This is a genomic window from Pedobacter sp. AJM, from assembly GCF_002197755.1.
Classification (GTDB): Bacteria; Bacteroidota; Bacteroidia; order Sphingobacteriales; family Sphingobacteriaceae; genus Pedobacter.
In genome coordinates this window covers 54,786-72,843 of record NZ_NHOT01000008.1, presented here as the reverse complement: position 1 = coordinate 72,843, position 18,058 = coordinate 54,786, and the positions used below count along the sequence as shown (strand labels likewise).

General features: G+C 35.9%; 19 protein-coding genes. All 19 read right to left on the bottom strand.

Annotated features, from left to right (window positions below):
* Positions 1 to 7 precede the first annotated feature (7 nt).
* The 19 genes from CBW18_RS15525 to tssD (CBW18_RS15440) all read right to left on the bottom strand — a co-directional run bounded on the left by CBW18_RS15525 (position 8) and on the right by tssD (CBW18_RS15440) (position 17,655).
* Positions 8 to 847, bottom strand: coding sequence for an OmpA family protein (locus tag CBW18_RS15525; RefSeq protein WP_088302240.1), 840 nt, complete (start codon positions 845 to 847; stop codon positions 8 to 10).
* Positions 848 to 894: 47 nt separating this feature from the next.
* Complete coding sequence (locus CBW18_RS15520; protein ID WP_088302239.1) at positions 895 to 1,557, bottom strand: DUF2461 domain-containing protein; 663 nt, start codon at positions 1,555 to 1,557, stop codon at positions 895 to 897.
* A 124-nt stretch (positions 1,558 to 1,681) separates the two neighbouring features.
* Entirely contained in the window at positions 1,682 to 2,077 is a 396-nt protein-coding gene (locus CBW18_RS15515; protein WP_088302238.1) for a DUF983 domain-containing protein, read from the bottom strand.
* Between the two features lie 3 nt (positions 2,078 to 2,080).
* Positions 2,081 to 2,353 carry a hypothetical protein gene (locus tag CBW18_RS15510; RefSeq protein WP_088302237.1) on the bottom strand — a complete coding sequence of 91 codons (273 nt, stop codon included), beginning with the start codon at positions 2,351 to 2,353 and terminating at the stop codon, positions 2,081 to 2,083.
* A gap of 498 nt (positions 2,354 to 2,851) precedes the next feature.
* Complete coding sequence (locus CBW18_RS15505) at positions 2,852 to 3,229, bottom strand: hypothetical protein (protein ID WP_088302236.1); 378 nt, start codon at positions 3,227 to 3,229, stop codon at positions 2,852 to 2,854.
* 126 nt (positions 3,230 to 3,355) lie between these two features.
* Positions 3,356 to 3,625, bottom strand: coding sequence for a hypothetical protein (locus tag CBW18_RS15500; RefSeq protein WP_088302235.1), 270 nt, complete (start codon positions 3,623 to 3,625; stop codon positions 3,356 to 3,358).
* Between the two features lie 10 nt (positions 3,626 to 3,635).
* Positions 3,636 to 4,166: a hypothetical protein gene (locus CBW18_RS15495; protein WP_088302234.1), complete on the bottom strand. Its 531-nt coding sequence runs from the start codon at positions 4,164 to 4,166 to the stop codon at positions 3,636 to 3,638.
* Positions 4,167 to 4,286: 120 nt separating this feature from the next.
* Entirely contained in the window at positions 4,287 to 4,895 is a 609-nt protein-coding gene (locus CBW18_RS15490) for a hypothetical protein (protein WP_140418695.1), read from the bottom strand.
* A gap of 191 nt (positions 4,896 to 5,086) precedes the next feature.
* Entirely contained in the window at positions 5,087 to 6,184 is a 1,098-nt protein-coding gene (locus CBW18_RS15485) for a hypothetical protein (protein ID WP_140418694.1), read from the bottom strand.
* Positions 6,185 to 6,800: 616 nt separating this feature from the next.
* On the bottom strand, positions 6,801 to 7,733 hold the full coding sequence (locus CBW18_RS15480; RefSeq protein WP_140418693.1) for a hypothetical protein: 933 nt from the start codon (positions 7,731 to 7,733) through the stop codon (positions 6,801 to 6,803).
* Positions 7,734 to 7,804: 71 nt separating this feature from the next.
* Positions 7,805 to 10,870 (bottom strand): OmpA family protein, encoded by a 3,066-nt coding sequence (locus CBW18_RS15475; RefSeq protein WP_088302230.1) that lies wholly within the window; start codon positions 10,868 to 10,870, stop codon positions 7,805 to 7,807.
* A gap of 21 nt (positions 10,871 to 10,891) precedes the next feature.
* Positions 10,892 to 11,368, bottom strand: coding sequence for a DUF4280 domain-containing protein (locus CBW18_RS15470; RefSeq protein ID WP_088302229.1), 477 nt, complete (start codon positions 11,366 to 11,368; stop codon positions 10,892 to 10,894).
* 21 nt (positions 11,369 to 11,389) lie between these two features.
* Positions 11,390 to 12,385: a hypothetical protein gene (locus tag CBW18_RS15465; protein WP_088302228.1), complete on the bottom strand. Its 996-nt coding sequence runs from the start codon at positions 12,383 to 12,385 to the stop codon at positions 11,390 to 11,392.
* A gap of 103 nt (positions 12,386 to 12,488) precedes the next feature.
* Complete coding sequence (locus tag CBW18_RS15460; protein WP_140418692.1) at positions 12,489 to 13,424, bottom strand: hypothetical protein; 936 nt, start codon at positions 13,422 to 13,424, stop codon at positions 12,489 to 12,491.
* A 1-nt stretch (position 13,425) separates the two neighbouring features.
* Entirely contained in the window at positions 13,426 to 14,346 is a 921-nt protein-coding gene (locus tag CBW18_RS15455; protein WP_088302226.1) for a hypothetical protein, read from the bottom strand.
* A 2-nt stretch (positions 14,347 to 14,348) separates the two neighbouring features.
* Positions 14,349 to 14,525, bottom strand: coding sequence for a hypothetical protein (locus tag CBW18_RS21445; RefSeq protein WP_172406549.1), 177 nt, complete (start codon positions 14,523 to 14,525; stop codon positions 14,349 to 14,351).
* A 2-nt stretch (positions 14,526 to 14,527) separates the two neighbouring features.
* Entirely contained in the window at positions 14,528 to 16,393 is a 1,866-nt protein-coding gene (locus tag CBW18_RS15450) for a type VI secretion system Vgr family protein (RefSeq protein WP_088302225.1), read from the bottom strand.
* Between the two features lie 339 nt (positions 16,394 to 16,732).
* A complete protein-coding gene (gene tssD / locus CBW18_RS15445; protein ID WP_088299806.1) occupies positions 16,733 to 17,128 on the bottom strand; it encodes a type VI secretion system tube protein TssD in 396 nt (131 codons plus the stop codon).
* A gap of 131 nt (positions 17,129 to 17,259) precedes the next feature.
* Positions 17,260 to 17,655 (bottom strand): type VI secretion system tube protein TssD, encoded by a 396-nt coding sequence (gene tssD / locus CBW18_RS15440; protein ID WP_025141859.1) that lies wholly within the window; start codon positions 17,653 to 17,655, stop codon positions 17,260 to 17,262.
* Positions 17,656 to 18,058: the final 403 nt, after the last annotated feature.

Below are 18,058 nucleotides of genomic sequence, written 5' to 3'. Positions count from 1 at the left end.
CATATTTTTATTTGATCAGGTTGTAGAGTTCATCCAGTTTTGGTGACAGTACAATTTCTATTCTTCTGTTTTTACTTCTTCCCTCAGCAGTGGTATTTGCACCAAGTGGTTGATATTCTCCTTTTCCGGTAGCCGTCATCCTTACACTTTCTACCTTCTCATTTTCAGTTAAATAACGGACAACTGATGTGGCCCTTAATACACTTAAATCCCAGTTATCTTTAATTTGCCCCAGGTTATTGATTTTCTGGTTATCGGTATGCCCTTCCACTGCAATATTAATTTCCGGCTGTTGCTTTAATACATTGGCCAGCTGGGTTAGGGCTTGTTTACCTTTATCATCAATAATAATACTTCCCGAAGGGAACAACAGTTTATCAGTTAAAGAAACATAGACTTTACCATTTTTAATGTCTACCGTTAAGCCACTTTTGGTAAAGCCTAATAATGCCTGCTGTAACTTTTCTTTTAGCGAGTTTGTGGCCTCATCACGTTTGCGCAATACTTCTTCAACTTCTTTTAAACGCTTTTCTCTTGCGGCTAAATCGCCAGATAATTTGGTAATTTCAGTAGTGGAATTGTTTTTAAGCTTTTTATAATTCGCATCTACTTCATTGTAGCTGTTTTGAAGATCTCTCAATTCTTCGGCCATCATAGTGGTATCCTTTTTAAGTCTGGATACCTCTTTTTCGAGATTTTCTATCTTAACCAGTCCTTCATTGAAAGCAGTATACAACGAGTCTTTGCTGCCCAATAAGGCTTTATACTTTTTCGGAGATAAAACAACACATGAGTTTAAGGAAGAGACGAACAGGAGAACAGCAAAAGCGAAGAAGGTGTTTTTCATATTAGTATTAAGATGTTAGTATTAAGTAGCAAGTTCAATAATTGTGGTTACTGATCAATAGCGCTCCGTAAAAATGCAACTAAAGGTTGTACCGTACCAAAAGAAATTATTAACTTATTAACGATTGAGGGCTTAAAAAATTCTTCGTCATCCAGTTTCATTGTGGCCTCAAAACTTTTAAGTTTTAAATATTCGATGTTCGGATCAGCCGGATCATAGCCTTTAGGAGCATTCTTTAATGCATTGGATGTACCCAATTTAAAATGACTTTTAAAGTCTTTGTTATTGATGATCGCTTTAAAATCACCGATATTGTAATCGATCTCCTGCCTGATGAGTTTAACATCCGGCGCTTCAGGCATCCAGTAACCACCCGCTACAAAACTATTGCCCGGTTGAATATGCAGGTAATAGCCAGGTCCGTTCCCGCCCTTACCTTTTGCGGAAAACCAGATCCCGAAATTATTTTTATACGGATCTTTATTTTTACTGAAACGAACATCCCTGTAAATGCGCATCAGGCTTTTCTTCGCATCCGTATCAGCCGAAATCGTGGGATCTATTTTAGAAAGTTCCGGAATAAGTGCAGCAACCAGGTTTAAAACGTCTTCCCTGGCTTCCTCATATTTAGCTTTATTTTCAGCAAACCATTCACGGTTATTGTGGCTGGCCACATCTTTTATAAATTTTAAAGTTTCTTTTTTTAACATTGTTGAGATATTAATCTGGTAAACTGTAGTGTTGGCAAGGTGTGAAGTTGGTCAGCTGACGAGTTGGATTGAATTGACTAAGCCACTATCTATAAACAACTTACCAAATCTCCAACTAACCCTATCATTTATCATAATACGGCTTGTACTTAATATTTGGCGACAAAATATGCAGTAATATAATTCTCGAATACCGGTAATTGAGCGGATAAAGAATAAAACAGCCCGCAAAAATCACAATAAGATAATGCCAGAAGGTATCATCCGTTAAGGGACCAAAAATAAGGTAGGTAAGCAAACTGGCCAGCAACATTTCAATCACATTCATGGCATAACTCACGTACATGGCCGCATAAAAATACCCTGGTTCAATTTCAATCCTTTGTCCGCAGTGCCTGCAAACTTCTTTTGTATGCTGAATGTTCCAGCCATACATGCTGCCTGTAAAAATATCACCTCTGCGGCAATGCGGGCATTTGCAATGCACAATGGCGTAAAGCTTGGATGTTTGATCGGCCATGGCTTAGTTCAAATGAAAGGGCTCTTTCTTCATGTCCAGGTGAACATTCTTTTTGCGGTATTTTTTATACCACACCACACCAACCACCACGGCCATGAGATATGGAATGGCTAAAAGATAGAGTACACCTGTATTCAAACCGGCAGAAACCGTATTACCATTCTTATTGCCTTGTTCAGCATTGATGCTGCACATGGCACATTGGGCATTCACTTGTGCTGCAATACCAAAGTTGAGCAACGCCAGAAATAAGACAAAAATCATTTTCCTTTTCATGTTCACAAATATACAGATTTAACGACTGGAGCAGCTTAAAAATTATGTCATAAAAACCCCTGCTGATGAGGCGAGGATTTAAAGGCCATTGCAAAAATGTAAATAATCCTTATTCTTATAATCTGCCTGAAGATTGTTCAGGAGTGTTCTTACTTTTAGATAATAATTTCTTTTGATCCATTTTACTAATATCTCTACTATTCTCCCAACTTTCTAAAAGAACATAGCACTTTCGCATCGAAATCAAGGCTAAATTCATAATAATCTTTGCCTTCCACAGTCAGCATGATATAAAACTGCTCAACAGGCTTTTCTGCCCAGATTTGCTTCCGCCACTGCAATACATCCTGCGCACTGATGTGAACATTCAGGACACCATTTATACATTTTTGAGTATAGGTTTTACTTATTTTCTGGTTATGATTACTAATTATACAGCTTTTGTAATTAACGCTTCGCTACTATATAAGTCTCTAACAGATTTCTGGAATGCCTCAATTAAAAAACAACGAAATCACTTTCTCCATTAGGCAAACAAAACCAAATATCGAGTATTAATTCTTCACTTGTTTTGCTATTTGAAAATGCTAACGCTGAGTTTCCGTCTGTTCTAACAAGCCGAACCAATTTACCATCACCTGCATAAGATAAAACCTGGCCACCTTCCAAATCCATTATTTCAAATCCGTCATTTATATCATCCAAAATACTTTTTATACGCTGCTTAGTTTCTTGCTCACTTAAGTACATGGTTTTTGAATTTCTAGCTTCAACGATTTTAATAACTTCAATAAGTGGTTTATAATCGCCTTCCTTTGCTTTTTTAATCAAACGTTGATATGCCTTGATTAAAAAGGGTTTAATATCCGTTTTCAAATCTTTGATATTACGTAAAGTATTCCAACTTTGTAATTCATAAGGTACTTCAGCAATAAAGTTAGTGGTGTGATAAATAAATGGCTCCCCTACTTTGACTTTCGGTGTTTGATATTTTTCTGAGCCTTAGACAAACATAAACTGCCCATTTTCTACATTTTGCTCTACGATCTTATATCTGATATAAGCTTCCGGATTTAGAATTTTTTTGTCGTCCAAAGGATAACCTTTAACCTCTATTTTTTGTAAGCCACTTCCAAAAACAGCTGCGTTAATAGGAATATCTGTGGCAGTCTGCCCATCCAAATTCATTGACAAAATTTCGATATCATTTACTTTAATCTGGAATTTACATGATGATGCACTAAAATCTAATTGATAATATGGTTGTTTCATCGTTTTATTGCTAATTTGTTTTTGAAAGGTTCTTTTTTAATTGCTGCCTTATGTCATATAAAGCATTATCTTTTTGTATTAAATTAACATAGGTTATGTTGAAGTTTTGGAATTTTCTTTTTTCGAAGTTATAACCATAATCTATTTTGTGTATTGTATCAATTGTAAATTGAAGATTATGCTTGGATTGCAGGCTGCTAACTATTGTTTTCGCATCCTGATCATTTACTAGCTGGAGTGAAAACCCAATTACCTTTTTAGGCTGCTGCATCTCTAGTATCACTACCCTATTACGTTCTTTATACTTGTAGAAGTCAATTTCTGCATTAGGAAAAGGTTTACGATTTATGGTGTAATCTTGCTCAAATGGCAAAAGGTAATAATTAATTCCGGCAATGGTTGTTTTTTGATAGCTGCTTAAATCGATTTTTTTTAAATTACTAATATCATCTATTTGTATGGGCTTTGAAGTATTACATCCTATTGATATACCAATAAGAGCACAAATAATTTTAATATTTAATTCCCGCCAGAAAAACATTTTTTTAAAAATTTAAATTAATCTGATAAAATCCTATTAAAGCACTATTTATTGAGATATTAATTAATATCATATTCCAGGATTTAGCAAATAAAATTTAAAGTGATATTTTTTCAAAGTTTATTTGAGTAAATCTGGATACATCATTTTGTAATATTCCTTTATAGTTATCACTTTAGGGTCTTTACTATTTTCCATCCGTGTTCCTTTTTTTACAAGAATAAAATCGGTACTAAAAAAATTATTATTATTCTTATCAATTGAAATCGACTGATAACTAAAAATCCATGCATTTAGTGTTGATATTTCCCAAAAATAAGATTCACCACTTTCTTTTTTATCAGACTGAATATAATCGGGATATGTTTTTTTTAAATAGTCAAGGATAGACTTTGTTTCTTCCTGATTTACAGAATTATACTTGAATCCTAAATAATTATTTTTTATTTTATCTGTAATAAACAATGTTAGGTTATTATAATCAGCCAGATTTCCATTAGGAAAGGCATATGTTAAGAGTTTAACGCTACCTATTGCATAATTATCTAGTTTATTTGTTGTATAACTTAACAATCCCAGATTAGGATCTTGACCCTTTTTTAGTTCTTTATCTTTTTGGATAAAGCTTGAAAGATTTGCATCAAATTTTAAGGGTAGAAGATCGGTTTTGGTTTGTGATCGGCAGGAGATGATAGTCATTCCCATTAAGATAAAAAATAAGTATTTCATAATTTAATTTTCATCAATGGTATATTGGCGCTTGTTTCAAATAAACTTTCCAAATGTTCTATAAATATCATCATTCTCTGCAACTAGGGTAATACGCAGTTTTTATTTTTTGTTTATAAAACCTTACTGCATACAACTAAGGTATGCTGACCTTTTAAAAGTTTATAAACATTTATCCACATTCCCTCAAATTAAAAGAAAGGATTAGAGTCAAACCCTGCACTTTTATATAAAATCCTAAAAGTGTCTTCACCTTTTGGGATATAAAGGTATAATTTGTAAAAAAATACATTTGAATCCTCATATTCACCCTTAATTTCTCCCCATATTGGAGATCTCTTCCGAAACTTTCTATTTTCATTTGTTTGTTCCAGGCATACCATTTTACCATTGCCATAAAGCTTCATACGATAATTTTCCATGGGCTTAATTTTAAATCCGGGAAATAAGAAAAGTTCTTTCTCTTCCTCCCTTTTGGCTTGCAAAGTTTCTTTATCCATATACAAAGACAATACTTCGGTTATATCGCTTTTAAACCCAAGTCTGGCGTAATCATTAATTTTTTTATCCCGAATCAATTCCCAATAATAATGGTAAGCTTTTTCCGTTTTGGCCAACAATAATTTTTGGTCTAATTTGCGAAGGTCTTCACTATCTATATCATCATGAATGGTATATGGAACCTCAGCATCAAACGTGATGGTATATTCATAAAAATCTTTACCAGAGGCTATAAATGTTTTTCCGTCGGCTTTTGTGGCAGACTTATGGCTAAAAATATGTTTTTCGTTTTTGTAAGCATTTATCCTGTCTGATTCGTTACGGCCAACTAACTTAATTTTTACGCTGGTGGCATCGACCAGGTACTTAGCGCTGTCTGTATCTGATTTTTTTGGGTATAAACGATAGGTAAATGACTGCTTGCCAGATTTACTGATATATGGATTTATGCAAACCGGATACCCTACCGCAGCCTCATCATCAAAACTAAAAACAGGTATGTCATTTACCAAAAACTCATAGGAGCATTCATTGTTCGATACACTAAAATAATATTTTATACCCTGCTCAGAAGGTTTAACAAACTTAATTTCTTTCTGTATGTAGTTCTGTGCTGTAATTTTATCAAGATTAGCATCAGTAATAGGAGGTTGTTCAACAGTATTCCTATTGGCATCACAGTTAAGCAGCAAGCAAGCAACTAAACAAAAAAATAGTGTTCTCATCATCGTTATAAATTTTGAATGTATTTTCTGCTTTAGGGATATCAGTAATATTTTACTTGTCACATTTACTATGTAAGGATGACAGGCAAATAATATCAATCTTCATTTTATTCCTATAAAATCTCAAATTATTTCGAAATTCATTGCTTTTAGAGACATGGAGATAGAATCTGGTAAATTATATCTACTTGCTTATTTTATTGAATTCAAGCATCAAATATCTCTACTAAGTCTTTTGTTTTATCTCAAGAAGAGCGCGTTTTTCAAATAATAGTTTTTTTTGAAAATGTTATATGATCGTATATCGTCTACTTTTTTCTGCAATTCTTTATTTTGTCCATTACAAGACACTATCAAGAGTAACAATATTGCAAAAAAAGTTTTGAATTTTAAGGTTATTATTTAAGCTACTAACCATTATTGTTGTTACTTTACAACTCTTGTTTCATAGGAACTGATTTTATATATGTAAAACAGTATCTAAGTTTTTACAAATTTATACTATCCCTTTTATACTTTATGCTAAAAAGCATTTGGCCTGGCATCTCTATTTATCAATCATATACTATTGTATTACTTCAAAATTAGTTTCTCTTTTAGGGACATGGTTGTAAGGCCTTGTACTATTTACCTTTTACATTACCATCCTCATCTGCCTATTTGACCTATCTCCTAACTTTTATAAAATTTCAAAAGTATCTTTTCCTTTTGGGATATGGAGGTATAATTTATTAAATCTAACTCTTGTTTCATCTTCAGCCGTTTTATATTTCCCCCAAATAGGTGTTTTATTTTTTAATCTTAAATCTTCACTTGTTTGTTCCAAACAAACTATTTTTCCATTTCCATATAAGTGCATTTTGTAATTATTCAAAGGCTCAAGTCTGAATGTAGGCTCACTAAACATAAATTTATCTTCTGGTCCACTTTGAATAATCATTTCTTTATTCATATAGGTAGAAATCGCCTCTGATACATAACCACTAAATCTTAATCTAAAATAATCATCCATTCTCTTATCCTTAATCAAATGCCAATAATATCGATAGGCCTCCTCTGTTTTTGACAGCAATTCTTTCTGATCCATTTTACTCAGGTCTTTACTATTTTCCCAACCCTCTAATTGATATAAAACTTTGGCATCGAAATCAAAGCTGAATTCGTAATAATCTTTGCCATCACCTATAAATGTTTTTCCATCTGTCTTGGTGGCAGAACGATGAGTTAATAATAATTTTTGATGTTCAAAACCATTTACAGTATCGGCATTGTTTCTTTCATATAATTCGATTTTAATACTGGTATATTCTGTAAGGTGATTTAGTCTCTTTGTAGTTTGAGGATACAAGCGATAGGTAATAGTTTGTTTTCCAGAACGGTTAATATAGTTGTTTAAGTTTATCGGGGTCATTATAGATCCTTCTTCAAAATATTGAAATCTTGGAACATCATTTACTAAAATTTCGAAAAAGCACTGCTCATGATTGACATATATATAATATAATGGTTCATTTGAAGAGGTCTTAATATATTTTAATTGTTCTTCCAAATAATTATGTGCGGTGATTTTTTCTTTGTTGGAGTCTGTGATAGGAGGTGTTATGTTATCCATAGATTTACTTTTTTGTTTGCAAGCTCCTAAACTTAGGAGGAATAAAAATATCATGAACTTGATTTTCATTTCTAATTATTGGTTTTATAAAATAAATTAATTTTTGCCATTGTAAAGTTTTTATCTTTAAATAAATGAAATTTAGTATCAATGAGATTATGTTCATCTTTTTTATCCCAGGAAGCATCCCCATCCACATTTTCTCTACTAACTCCTAACTTAACCATCCCCTTAATCCCCGAAAAATAAATTTCATCCTGATAAAACAGGCCTTCGGCCTCGTTTGCACCATAGGTGCGGGTGTGTACAAAATGAGATTCAAGACTTGCTTGTAACTTAGCATCAATCGGTGCTACAAAGCGACCAAGAAAGTTACTTACACTGAATGGCACAAAAGGTACGCAGTTTACCAATTGAATTCTTCCTTTCGCCATCAGTTGTCCTTCCATTTTAATAGCGTTTTCTCCAATTACTTTTCCGGCACTATTGCTAAAGGATTGTTTTAAGGTATTTGCGATATTAACCTTACCAGCAAACTGTTCATGAGGAGCAGGAGAAGATATTTTAATTTTATATTCCTGGTTAATGCTGCCACTAAACATAAGTCTGATTTTTGCATCAACACCAGCCCTATCTAAAAGAGTTTGCAAGCCTTCTCCAATCTGTCCTTCCACCTGCTTTTTAGCAAAGTTTCTGGATGCTTTCTCAAAATTATTTTTTAACGGATCCTTATCGTCTATTTTTTCCCTTTTAAGATCTTTAAAATCATCGTTATACTCGTATTCTTCCTTGCCATCTTTATTTGTTACTTTCTCTTTGGTAAGTGCTCTTTGTATCAGGTCTTTTAGACTAAGCGTTTTATCAAACTTTATACCAATTACTGGTTCGGCTTTTACATTAAACTCTGTAACGTAATGCACCAAATCTTCATGCTTTTCTAAATAGGTGCCGTAAGTAAAGGCAACTTTAGGAAATATAAAATCAAAGCCCAAATCTCCAACCTCTTTTTTGATCTCTTCCGCTTTTTTAAGCAGTCTGATCGCTTTTTTAAGTTTAGGCAACTTGGTAGCAGCAGATTCGCCCATAGTCAATACAGCAATAATTAACTCCACCACCATAACTAAAACAGTAAGGGTTAAAATCCCTTTTTCTACCAAATCCCGGTTAGCATCTGTATAGTTTTGTATTTTGTTAAATTTGCCGCCCAAATAATTCCATTTTTTTGCGTAGCCTATTCCATACATTTCTGCTTCCGAAACAAAATAGTCAAAAGCCAGGTTTATCATTGTTTCATAACTACTGCCCATGGGGAAGTATTTTATAACGGATAAGTACTTATCAATATAAAACCTTGCCCTTGCCGCCAGCTGTTTAATTCCCTTGATTACGCTTATAGGTTCGGCCTTACCGCGGTAAACGATCGGATAATCCCCATCAAAATCGTAAGTGGCCTGTAAAATCCACAAAGCATCGGTAAAGGCGTTGATCACCAGTGTGGCCTTATTTGGATTCTGAAAATAGGCACAGGAATGAATACCCAATTCATACCTATTCGGCTTTAATCCAATTGCCGTTGGAAACATATCCCCTTCAAATGAAAATATTTTCAGGTCTGCTTTTCTGCTTTTTTCATCGCCATTAAGCGGGATTTCATTGGTAGGCTCAAAATCATTAAGGTTCACTAAAACATTGCTCTTAATCTTGGTATGGTCATGTCGTTGTTTTTTATCATCCCCCATCATACAACCTTCTGTTACATAATTTTTTACAAAAACGGCAAGATCAACGGCATCTTCTATATTGGGGGTAATGGTATTATAAAAAACAGTATTTAAGTTATTTACCTTAAAGGTGAGTACTGTTTTACGGTTTATTCTATGGATTGGTCGGTCTTCATTGGTGATATAGTCAAACTGCTTTGCTTTCCGTTCACCATAAGAAAATGCAGTGAGTTTATTTTGGACTCCATGTGTATAGAAATAGCTCAAAATTGCATTTGCTCTTTTCTCGGTCAAATCATCATTATAAGCATAATCCTTCCTGATATCTGCATAAGATTCTATCAATACTTCTACCCTTGAATTTATTTTTAGGTACTTTATAACGTTATTCAGCATTTGCTTATTAGCTGCAGGCACCTCGTATTGATCGGTACCATAAAAAATATTTAAGCCGAAAGAAAATGGTTTCTGTGAAACGCCCATTTTATGCGGATCCAGATGGTTAAACACTGTTTTAACCGTCTCTCTGTCATGGATATTAATCTGAGTAAAAGAACAAGGATCGTACTTAATCGGTTTTTTTTCTTCTTCGCCAATCACAATTGGCTTATTGCCTTTCGGTAAGGGCACCACTTTATTGATTAATTTACCGAAACTATTTTTAATGTACAAATGCGTGGCATGTTTTAAGTCACCTTTGGGGGTGGTATCCTTCACATAGCCTGTATTGCCTTCTACAGTCAGCATGACATAAAACTGTTCAACAGGCTTTTCTGCCCCAATTTGCTTCCGCCATTGCAATACATCCTGGGCACTGATGTGAACATCCAGGACGCCATTTATACATTTTTGAGTATAGGTTTTACTTATTTTCTGGTTATTATCTCCAAATAGATTAAACTCACAATTATAAATATGTACGGTGCAATTGTACCCGCTTAAGCCCTCTAATTCTAAATGTAAATGAAGGGGCACATTGTATTGTGTAGGATTTCCTACATAAATTTGATTATTATTTCCTTCAATATCTTCCTTCCAGTAAGAACTGACTACCCTCGGCGGACTATAGGCCCGTACAAACAAACCGGTTTCGCCTGATAAATCCTTAAAACCAGTTAAACTAGCTTCTATGTAATAACCAACTTTCCCTGCCTGTGCCTTGGATATAAATAATGTATAAGGCTTTGCACTCGGCCGGGTATCTTTAAAGTAATCTACCTTTTTATCATGAGATTGCCTAAACCAGGTAACCTGCTTATTTTTTTCGGCTTCTGTTGTACCGGGAAACCATTCGCCTACCTTAAAGCCCACGGTTGTTCCGCCTGCGATCACAATAGAACGCCCGGGCACAGATTTATCTCTATAAACCGTGCCTTCTCCGTTCCAAACTATTTTTTTTATGCCTTTTTTTGCCATCTTTTTTTAGCCTGATCGTAATTAACCGTCAATAACGCCATCATTTACCTCATCCGTTTCCTGCAGATCCCGGGGTGCGATCATGGGGTTAAGCGCTTTCTGTACTTCATCGTTAACGTTTTCAAAATTTTGAGCGGTCGGCTCTGCCGTTTGCCCATGCTTGATAATTTTTATGCAATCGGTACCACCAATAGGACAGGTTGCCTTGCTATCTTCCAGCAGAATTTTTCCACCATTGGATAGCATAGTTTCTTCATAAAAGCCAGACCACTTCGTTACCGAGGCCGTACAGGGTTTATTATACATTTTTGAGCAGGAACCAAACATATTTTTTTCAAAAGTTGTACCGATATCTTTATCCGTAGCTATCGGTTTTTTGCTTCCCTGATCATCATTTGCATAATCTTTCTGATTGGTTAAAACTTTTAACTTATCCGGAGCTGTACCAAAGTTGCACATGCACACTGCACCCTGTACTACAATATGTTTTTCAGCCATAACATTCTTATTTTTTGTTGCTTAAAACCACTTACTCCAAAAGCCTTTATTACTTTTGTTTGTCTTATTGCCATCTAAAAACACTAAACCTTCTATAGATGATGCCGATATATTTGTCGGTAATTTTTCATGATCTAGTTTATCCATTGTAAATAGTTTTAAGGTTACCTTTTTCATGCTTATTTCTTTAATCCACCATTCGGCAATGATGATTTGTACAGCTTTTGAAGCCGGACTTAAGATGTATTTGGCCTGATAACCACCTGTTGCCTGTTGCGTTTCATCCTGCTCCAGATACCCCTCATGCTGTAACATAATTGAACCAAAATGATTGGTACGTGGACTCACCGTTTCTGTTGTTTTATAACCCAATGCGACAGGTTCGAGGTTGGGAAATAATAAATTTCCCTCCACACTTAAATCCTTCAGGTAGTTTTTGTAAATCGACTGAAAATAGGTCTGAATAAACCAATCGTCCCTGAAACAAATTTGTATAAAATGATCGTCAGCCAAACGTTCATCCATCAAACGGATATATTTGGCTGCATAAACGCCTTCAAAATAATCCTCAATACCTGCTTTAGCCTTTATCCATCTTTTCCTGATCGCTTCACTATTTTTAACGGATAAAAATTTCCCATCTTTTCTGGTTTCTACGACGAGTGGATAAAAAATTTTCCCTGCCTCATAAGCCAGCTTATCCGCAAGTAAATCAGGAATAATTTCATTAATATAAACCGGGCTGGTTCGGTCTATTTGATATAAAAAGGTATGTTCATCACTCAATCCTAGATAACTTACAGATAACTCGTATTTAATCTCGTTCGATTTGCCGTCTTCCTCAAACAGAATGGTTAAGCCATATTGTTGTTTTTCTCCATTTTTCCCTAATCTTCTTTCAAGCCCGAAATTCCCGTCAAACTGAATGGGTTGATTGCCTTTTTCAACCTTTTCAGCCGGCTTTTGCTCCTGTTGAACAACATGGGTATCATCAAATAATAAACTTTTATAATTCATGACTTAGAAAATGTTAATTACCATCCTTAAACTTTCTCACTAATGCTATCTGAATTTAACGATGCATATTTTTCGTTATATTAGATGGAAAGCTTTCATTCATTTACTTCATTTGTTTAACTAAGTTTAATACCTCCGCCTGAGACAGATTTGCTTTTTTAACTGCTTGAATATCTCTTCTCATCAGGGTAGTGACCAGGTCTGTCTGAACATTCTGACCTGTTTCCAATACCCGGTCTGTCCATTTTATTACGCCAGTTTGTTGAGGATTAAAAGCCATCTTTCGATCCGTAATCTGCCGGTCTTCTATATTCTGATGCACTTTAATGGCAATCCCGCCGGTGTTGTAGGTTACCGTTTTATCAAAACGCACCTCCTGACCTGAAGAAGCTTTAACAGAAACGATTTTTCCAGCCTGATTATAATTGTAAATGCACGTCCAGGTATCTGTAATTTCATCAGACTGACTTCTTGGTGTAGTGATCTTAGCCTGTTGAACCTGCTTCCCAAATTTATCCTGTTTGGAAACCATCATCAACGGAAGCAGGCTTTCGATTGGATAATTACCAATATTATCTTCCAATAATTTCAACAAACTCAAAACCTGATGTTTCTGATTGACCTGCTGTTTAAAGGTACTGTAGTTTGCAGGAAATAAAACATATTGATCAGCTTTACCCACTAAAACCATGTGTTTGCGATCATCAAATGCAATATGCAGGCTATCTGTTTCACCCTGATTTGAAAACAGCCTATTCGAAATAAAGAAAAGACCGTTTTTAGTGTCAATAAATTTATAACTGGTTGCTTCAGAAACCGAACCATCTGCTATTAAATAGGTAAAATATTCGTCACCAGATGGCGTGGTGGTGTATAAAATTTTACTAACACTACGTTCATTTGCGTTCGGAGATTTTGATACAACGGTTTTTGTAATTAAAACAGCACGATACTGGGTGGTCGGCATTTTAATTTGTTGCCCTACGCAGCTCAAAGCAATGAGTATGTTAAATATAAATATGTTTACGAGTTTACTCATCTTATGGTGTTACTGGTGTTTCTGAAGTTAAACGTGTAGGGGTTATTTTCCAGAAAATACTCTTACCTGCGGTGATGGTTGCAGAAATACCGTTTGCAGTTTTTGCAGTGGTTTCATAATAAAAGTTTCCGCTCGTCCAGTGTTCCTGATCGTTAAAATCTGCCGCGGGAATTGAATAACGTATCTTCGATTTTTCATTTCCTTTTTTGTCTTTTACCTTTATATGTTCATGGGTTCCGGCATCTTTTTTCAAATCATGATTACCTGAATCTCCATAGGTTGTGGTTGTTGTACCCTGAGCAGCTACAAAATCATCATAGATACCCTTTGGTATTTCGATAAACTTATACTCATCAAATTTATTCTGGCCAAGTTTATTATATGGATTTTGTTCAGAATTTCCCCAGGCTAAAAAGTCAGTTCCATCCCAGAACTCAGCACCATCAGTAAGGTCTTCGATTCCACGTAAAACATCAATTACAGCATACCTGGCCAGTTTAGATTTATTTTCATTCTTATCCGGAAGTTCTTTTTTATTAGGTACAGAAGAATAGCTGGATGCCAGCAGTTCCCGCCAGGTTTTCTTTTTAGAAACCGAGCGGTTATAACTTGCAAAAGCCACACATCTTAACTCCTTAATATCCTCATCGCCAGATTCATGACTAACCACATAAGCGATATAGCGAAAATCACCATGCATAATTGCTTTTTCATTATATTTTAGCAATTGCGTTTCGTCGTTTACAGTTTCAAAATTCTTTGCTGCACTGGCCTGATCGTATTTTTCTTTCGTAGTGATATAAATTTTAGCACTTCCGGCTATGCCGCCAAGATATTCGCCTTCCCGGGTGTAATACACATACTGAACCGAATCTTTAGGTTCTTCCGATGGACTATAATTTCCAAATTTTACGTTCGCCATGTTTAACTTGATTTTCCACCTTGCCCAACAACTTTCTTATTACTGGCTAATATTAAATTATTCCGCCTTGCCTCAATATTAACTTTGGCAGCCATTTTCTGCATATTTCCGGTAACGGTTAACTCATAGGCAGATTTAACCCGGATGCTCATATTTGTACTGGTTTTCTGAATAGCCATGTTTAAAACATTTTGGATTTTTCTGCACTGTTTACTTCTACCGTTTTACCACTTTGTAAGGTCATATTTTCAGACTGACTAAAGATACTAATGGCACTTGCCAGTTCATTTGAGGTATCGGATTGGCGAACAAAGTCTTTGGAAACAAATTCTTTTCTATGATCGGAATTTTCCTGGATATCTCCTGCAGCACTTAATGAATAATTATTTCCTGCCGTGGTATTTATATCCTTACTTACTGAAATGGTTTGGTTATTTCCGATACTAGAACTTTGATCTTTCCCTACCTGCACATCCATATTCTCGCCTACATTAATCTGCATATTCTTGCAATTCAGCGTCATGTTTTCCAGGGCAGTTATGGTAATGTTATTGCCCTTGGTATCGATGTAGATAATGTTTTGGTGCATATCGGTCAGCTTAATCCCTTGTGTGCCCTCGCTATCATCAAATTCCAGTAAATGCCCGCTTCTGGTGATGATACTTTTGAGATGATTTTTAATCAGCGGGCTGCTATCCACACTCGAACTGTGGTATACGCTGCCCATCACCACCGGACGGGCGATGTTGCCTTCTTCAAAGGCGATCATCACCTGGTCATTGACCTCAGGAATGGCAAAATAACCCCGGTTACTGCCTCGCTCACCTGTTCCGGCACTTGGCGTAACTACCCGCAACCATTCGGTAACATCATTGGTTAAACATTCCCACTTAAACCTTACTTTAATCCGTCCCTGCCCTTGCGGGTCATTGTTGTCAATCACATCTGCCAGTTGCATATCCGGCTGTGGTTTTTCGAAATTTTTAACCAGAATACGTTCGGTGGTAGCTATCCTTCCCTCAAAGGTATGGTGGTATTTACCGTTTTCATTGATGTGGTGATTGATGCTCGTGATCAGGAATTTACCTAAGCTTTCGGTGGTAAATGCCAATTCTTTCCGAAGACTCATTGTAATTTCGGCAATGCTGCCAATGCTCAGTTCTGCATTGTCGCCTCTGGCGGTAACCTTTAAAAGTTCGCTGGTATTGGCCTTTTCCTCATTTTCGACCAGCTTTTTGATATCGTTCGAATTATCTACCCGGATTAAAGCGGGCTGATTAAAGGTTTTGCTGTAAGTAAGGTTTGATGCTTTGATGGCATGTGATAAATCTGGTGTCGATCCATCCGTTTTTCCAGTGCTTTCGCCCTGAAGCATTTCATTCTGATTTGGACTATAGGAGAACCGTTTATTTTTGATCGGCCCGATTTCCATGGCATACTGCATTTCCTGAACATCCCGCCCGTAAAATAAAGAGATTTCGTTTTGTACATCGGGCTTGCCGAAATTGAGTTGTTTGCCATCATAGAAAAACCACTCATGGTATTCTGCCGAAAGGCGGTTAAGAAAGGCGAAGTCGCTTTCTTTATATTGGATGAGGTAGTCGATTGAGGTATCTCTGTCTGCATTTGCCACCACCTTTAAATCGTTGGCCGGCGTATCTTTGGTGGCCAGTTTTACAATCTCATTTAAATCTTTATCTAAATAAGAGCCCAGGTCTGGTCCACGGTCTATTAAAATCGTCGGGCTATAGCCGCTTACAATTAATACCCCATGGTAGCCATGACTCTGCGAGAGTTCTACTTTGGCAACAATCCCTATAAAATGCTGCATGCCTTCCTGCGAATGGCCAAAAGATGCAGTTAAGGATTTACCTACAAAATCGCGGCTATCATCTAAACTGATCAGGCCGGGCGCACCCATATGGTCGTGGTTAAAACGAAGTTCGAAATGATGATGATCATTAAAAGCCTGTTTTAAACTGAAAGAAGCAAAGTGTGTAATTTCTTTGCCTTCAATATTGATTTCTGCAAGGAGTTTCTTTTCCATATTGACGATAAATCAGTGGTTCAACAATTACTTGAAACTTTATTCAGAAAGGAATGTGGTGTTCTTTTTAAGAACTCATTTGATTCACGTACCGTGCCGGGTTTAAATAAATGTTGCTTCTTTAATGTCCACCTTATAACCGCTAAAAATATGAATGTTTTGCCATCGCAGATAGGGTTAACTGCAATGAGAAAGCATCAACTTCAGATGGTCCCTGGACGGGACATCAAAATAACGAATAATTTAGATGGACTAATCTGTTATAAATAAAATCGGATAGCGAAAAGCGACTGGTTTATACCAATCGCTTTAACTATATTATTTTTTGCCTGAAGCAGACTATGCCTTCGGCCAATCGTTTTCGTGTTCTGCATTACCCAGTTTGAGTTTCCTTGCTGATACCACGAAAGTAAGTGTCATTGGCGTATTGTCATTCACGGCAATACCTTCACTATATTGAACGATATAGCCATCTTCGAAAGTTAGTTCTTTCATTTTAGCATCTTCTTCGCCTTTTTTGAAGACAATCGTTCCTGATTGTGGTTTGTATTGGTTATTCACCATTGATTCGATGACTGAAGTATCTTCAGTTGATTCAATTTCGATGTTAATGGTACCACCGTATACACCTGATGATGGACGGCCTTTAGCGTCTACATCCCTGTTTAATGAAAAGCTGCACTGTAATACATCAAATTCTTTTGAACCTAATGTTAATCTGGTCTTAAATGCCATTTTGGTAAGTTTTAAATGTTTTTAAAAAAATGAATTGTGGTTAGCGGCTGGCGTGTGGTGAATAGCATGGTCATGAGCATCCGGCGTTTAATTAACCTTTATACCTTCAACCTTTTTATCCTCTACCTCTTTTACGCTTTAGGCCAATCGTTTAGATGCTCTGCATTTCCGAGTTTCAGCTTTCTGGCCGAGATCTGGAATTTAAGCGTCATCGGGTGATCACCTACAATGTTAATTCCTTCGGAATACTTGACAATGTAGCCATCTTCGAAATTAACCTCCTTCATTTTGGCATCTTCTTCCGTTTTCTTAATCAGAAGGGTTCCGGTAATGGGTTTGTACTGGTTGTTTACCATCGCTTCGATAATGGAGGTGTCTTCGGTTGACTCAATCTCAATATCAATGGTACCGCCGTAAACTCCGGAAGAGGGTCTTCCTTTAGCATCTACATCACGGTTTAACGCATAGGCGCAATGAAGTACATCGTACTCCTTGCCCGAAAAATTTAATCTAGCTTTGAAAGCCATAGTTTTAGGGTTTTTGGTTAAAATTGGTTCTTTATAGCTTACGCTACCATATCAAACCTTAACCAAATATCAAGCCAGCAGCACATTAAGCAAGAAATAATGTATGGTAAAATTTTTAAAAAAGTGGAAAAACTCAGGTTATTCGCCTTTCCAGATTGGTAAAACCAAATATATACGATAAAAATGTGGAAAAGTTTTACAAAAATTTTCATGTAGCACATACATTGAAGATCATAATACACTCCACAAACTGTAGTAATTCTCCACAACTTGTAGAAATTTAGGACACATCTAAAGGCGGTAGTTAATTAAAAATCAGGTCATCAAAAGAGAGGGTATCAAAAGTAAAACATAATTACATAACGGAATTAAATTTCGCAAACCTTGTTATCAATCAAGAAAG

Bases quoted from the DNA above. Each gene is read 5' to 3' on its own strand.
- CBW18_RS15510 (WP_088302237.1), bottom strand. From the start codon at position 2,353: ATGAAAAGGAAAATGATTTTTGTCTTATTTCTGGCGTTGCTCAACTTT.
- CBW18_RS15520 (WP_088302239.1), bottom strand. From the start codon at position 1,557: ATGTTAAAAAAAGAAACTTTAAAATTTATAAAAGATGTGGCCAGCCAC.
- CBW18_RS15480 (WP_140418693.1), bottom strand. From the start codon at position 7,733: ATGGATAACATAACACCTCCTATCACAGACTCCAACAAAGAAAAAATC.
- CBW18_RS15450 (WP_088302225.1), bottom strand. From the start codon at position 16,393: ATGGAAAAGAAACTCCTTGCAGAAATCAATATTGAAGGCAAAGAAATT.
- CBW18_RS15475 (WP_088302230.1), bottom strand. From the start codon at position 10,870: ATGGCAAAAAAAGGCATAAAAAAAATAGTTTGGAACGGAGAAGGCACG.
- CBW18_RS15495 (WP_088302234.1), bottom strand. From the start codon at position 4,166: ATGTTTTTCTGGCGGGAATTAAATATTAAAATTATTTGTGCTCTTATT.
- CBW18_RS15455 (WP_088302226.1), bottom strand. From the start codon at position 14,346: ATGGCGAACGTAAAATTTGGAAATTATAGTCCATCGGAAGAACCTAAA.
- CBW18_RS15500 (WP_088302235.1), bottom strand. From the start codon at position 3,625: ATGAAACAACCATATTATCAATTAGATTTTAGTGCATCATCATGTAAA.
- tssD (WP_088299806.1), bottom strand. From the start codon at position 17,128: ATGGCATTTAAGACCAGATTAACATTAGGTTCAAAAGAATTTGATGTA.
- CBW18_RS15470 (WP_088302229.1), bottom strand. From the start codon at position 11,368: ATGGCTGAAAAACATATTGTAGTACAGGGTGCAGTGTGCATGTGCAAC.
- tssD (WP_025141859.1), bottom strand. From the start codon at position 17,655: ATGGCTTTCAAAGCTAGATTAAATTTTTCGGGCAAGGAGTACGATGTA.
- CBW18_RS21445 (WP_172406549.1), bottom strand. From the start codon at position 14,525: ATGGCTATTCAGAAAACCAGTACAAATATGAGCATCCGGGTTAAATCT.
- CBW18_RS15465 (WP_088302228.1), bottom strand. From the start codon at position 12,385: ATGAATTATAAAAGTTTATTATTTGATGATACCCATGTTGTTCAACAG.
- CBW18_RS15525 (WP_088302240.1), bottom strand. From the start codon at position 847: ATGAAAAACACCTTCTTCGCTTTTGCTGTTCTCCTGTTCGTCTCTTCC.
- CBW18_RS15490 (WP_140418695.1), bottom strand. From the start codon at position 4,895: ATGAAATACTTATTTTTTATCTTAATGGGAATGACTATCATCTCCTGC.
- CBW18_RS15515 (WP_088302238.1), bottom strand. From the start codon at position 2,077: ATGGCCGATCAAACATCCAAGCTTTACGCCATTGTGCATTGCAAATGC.
- CBW18_RS15460 (WP_140418692.1), bottom strand. From the start codon at position 13,424: ATGAGTAAACTCGTAAACATATTTATATTTAACATACTCATTGCTTTG.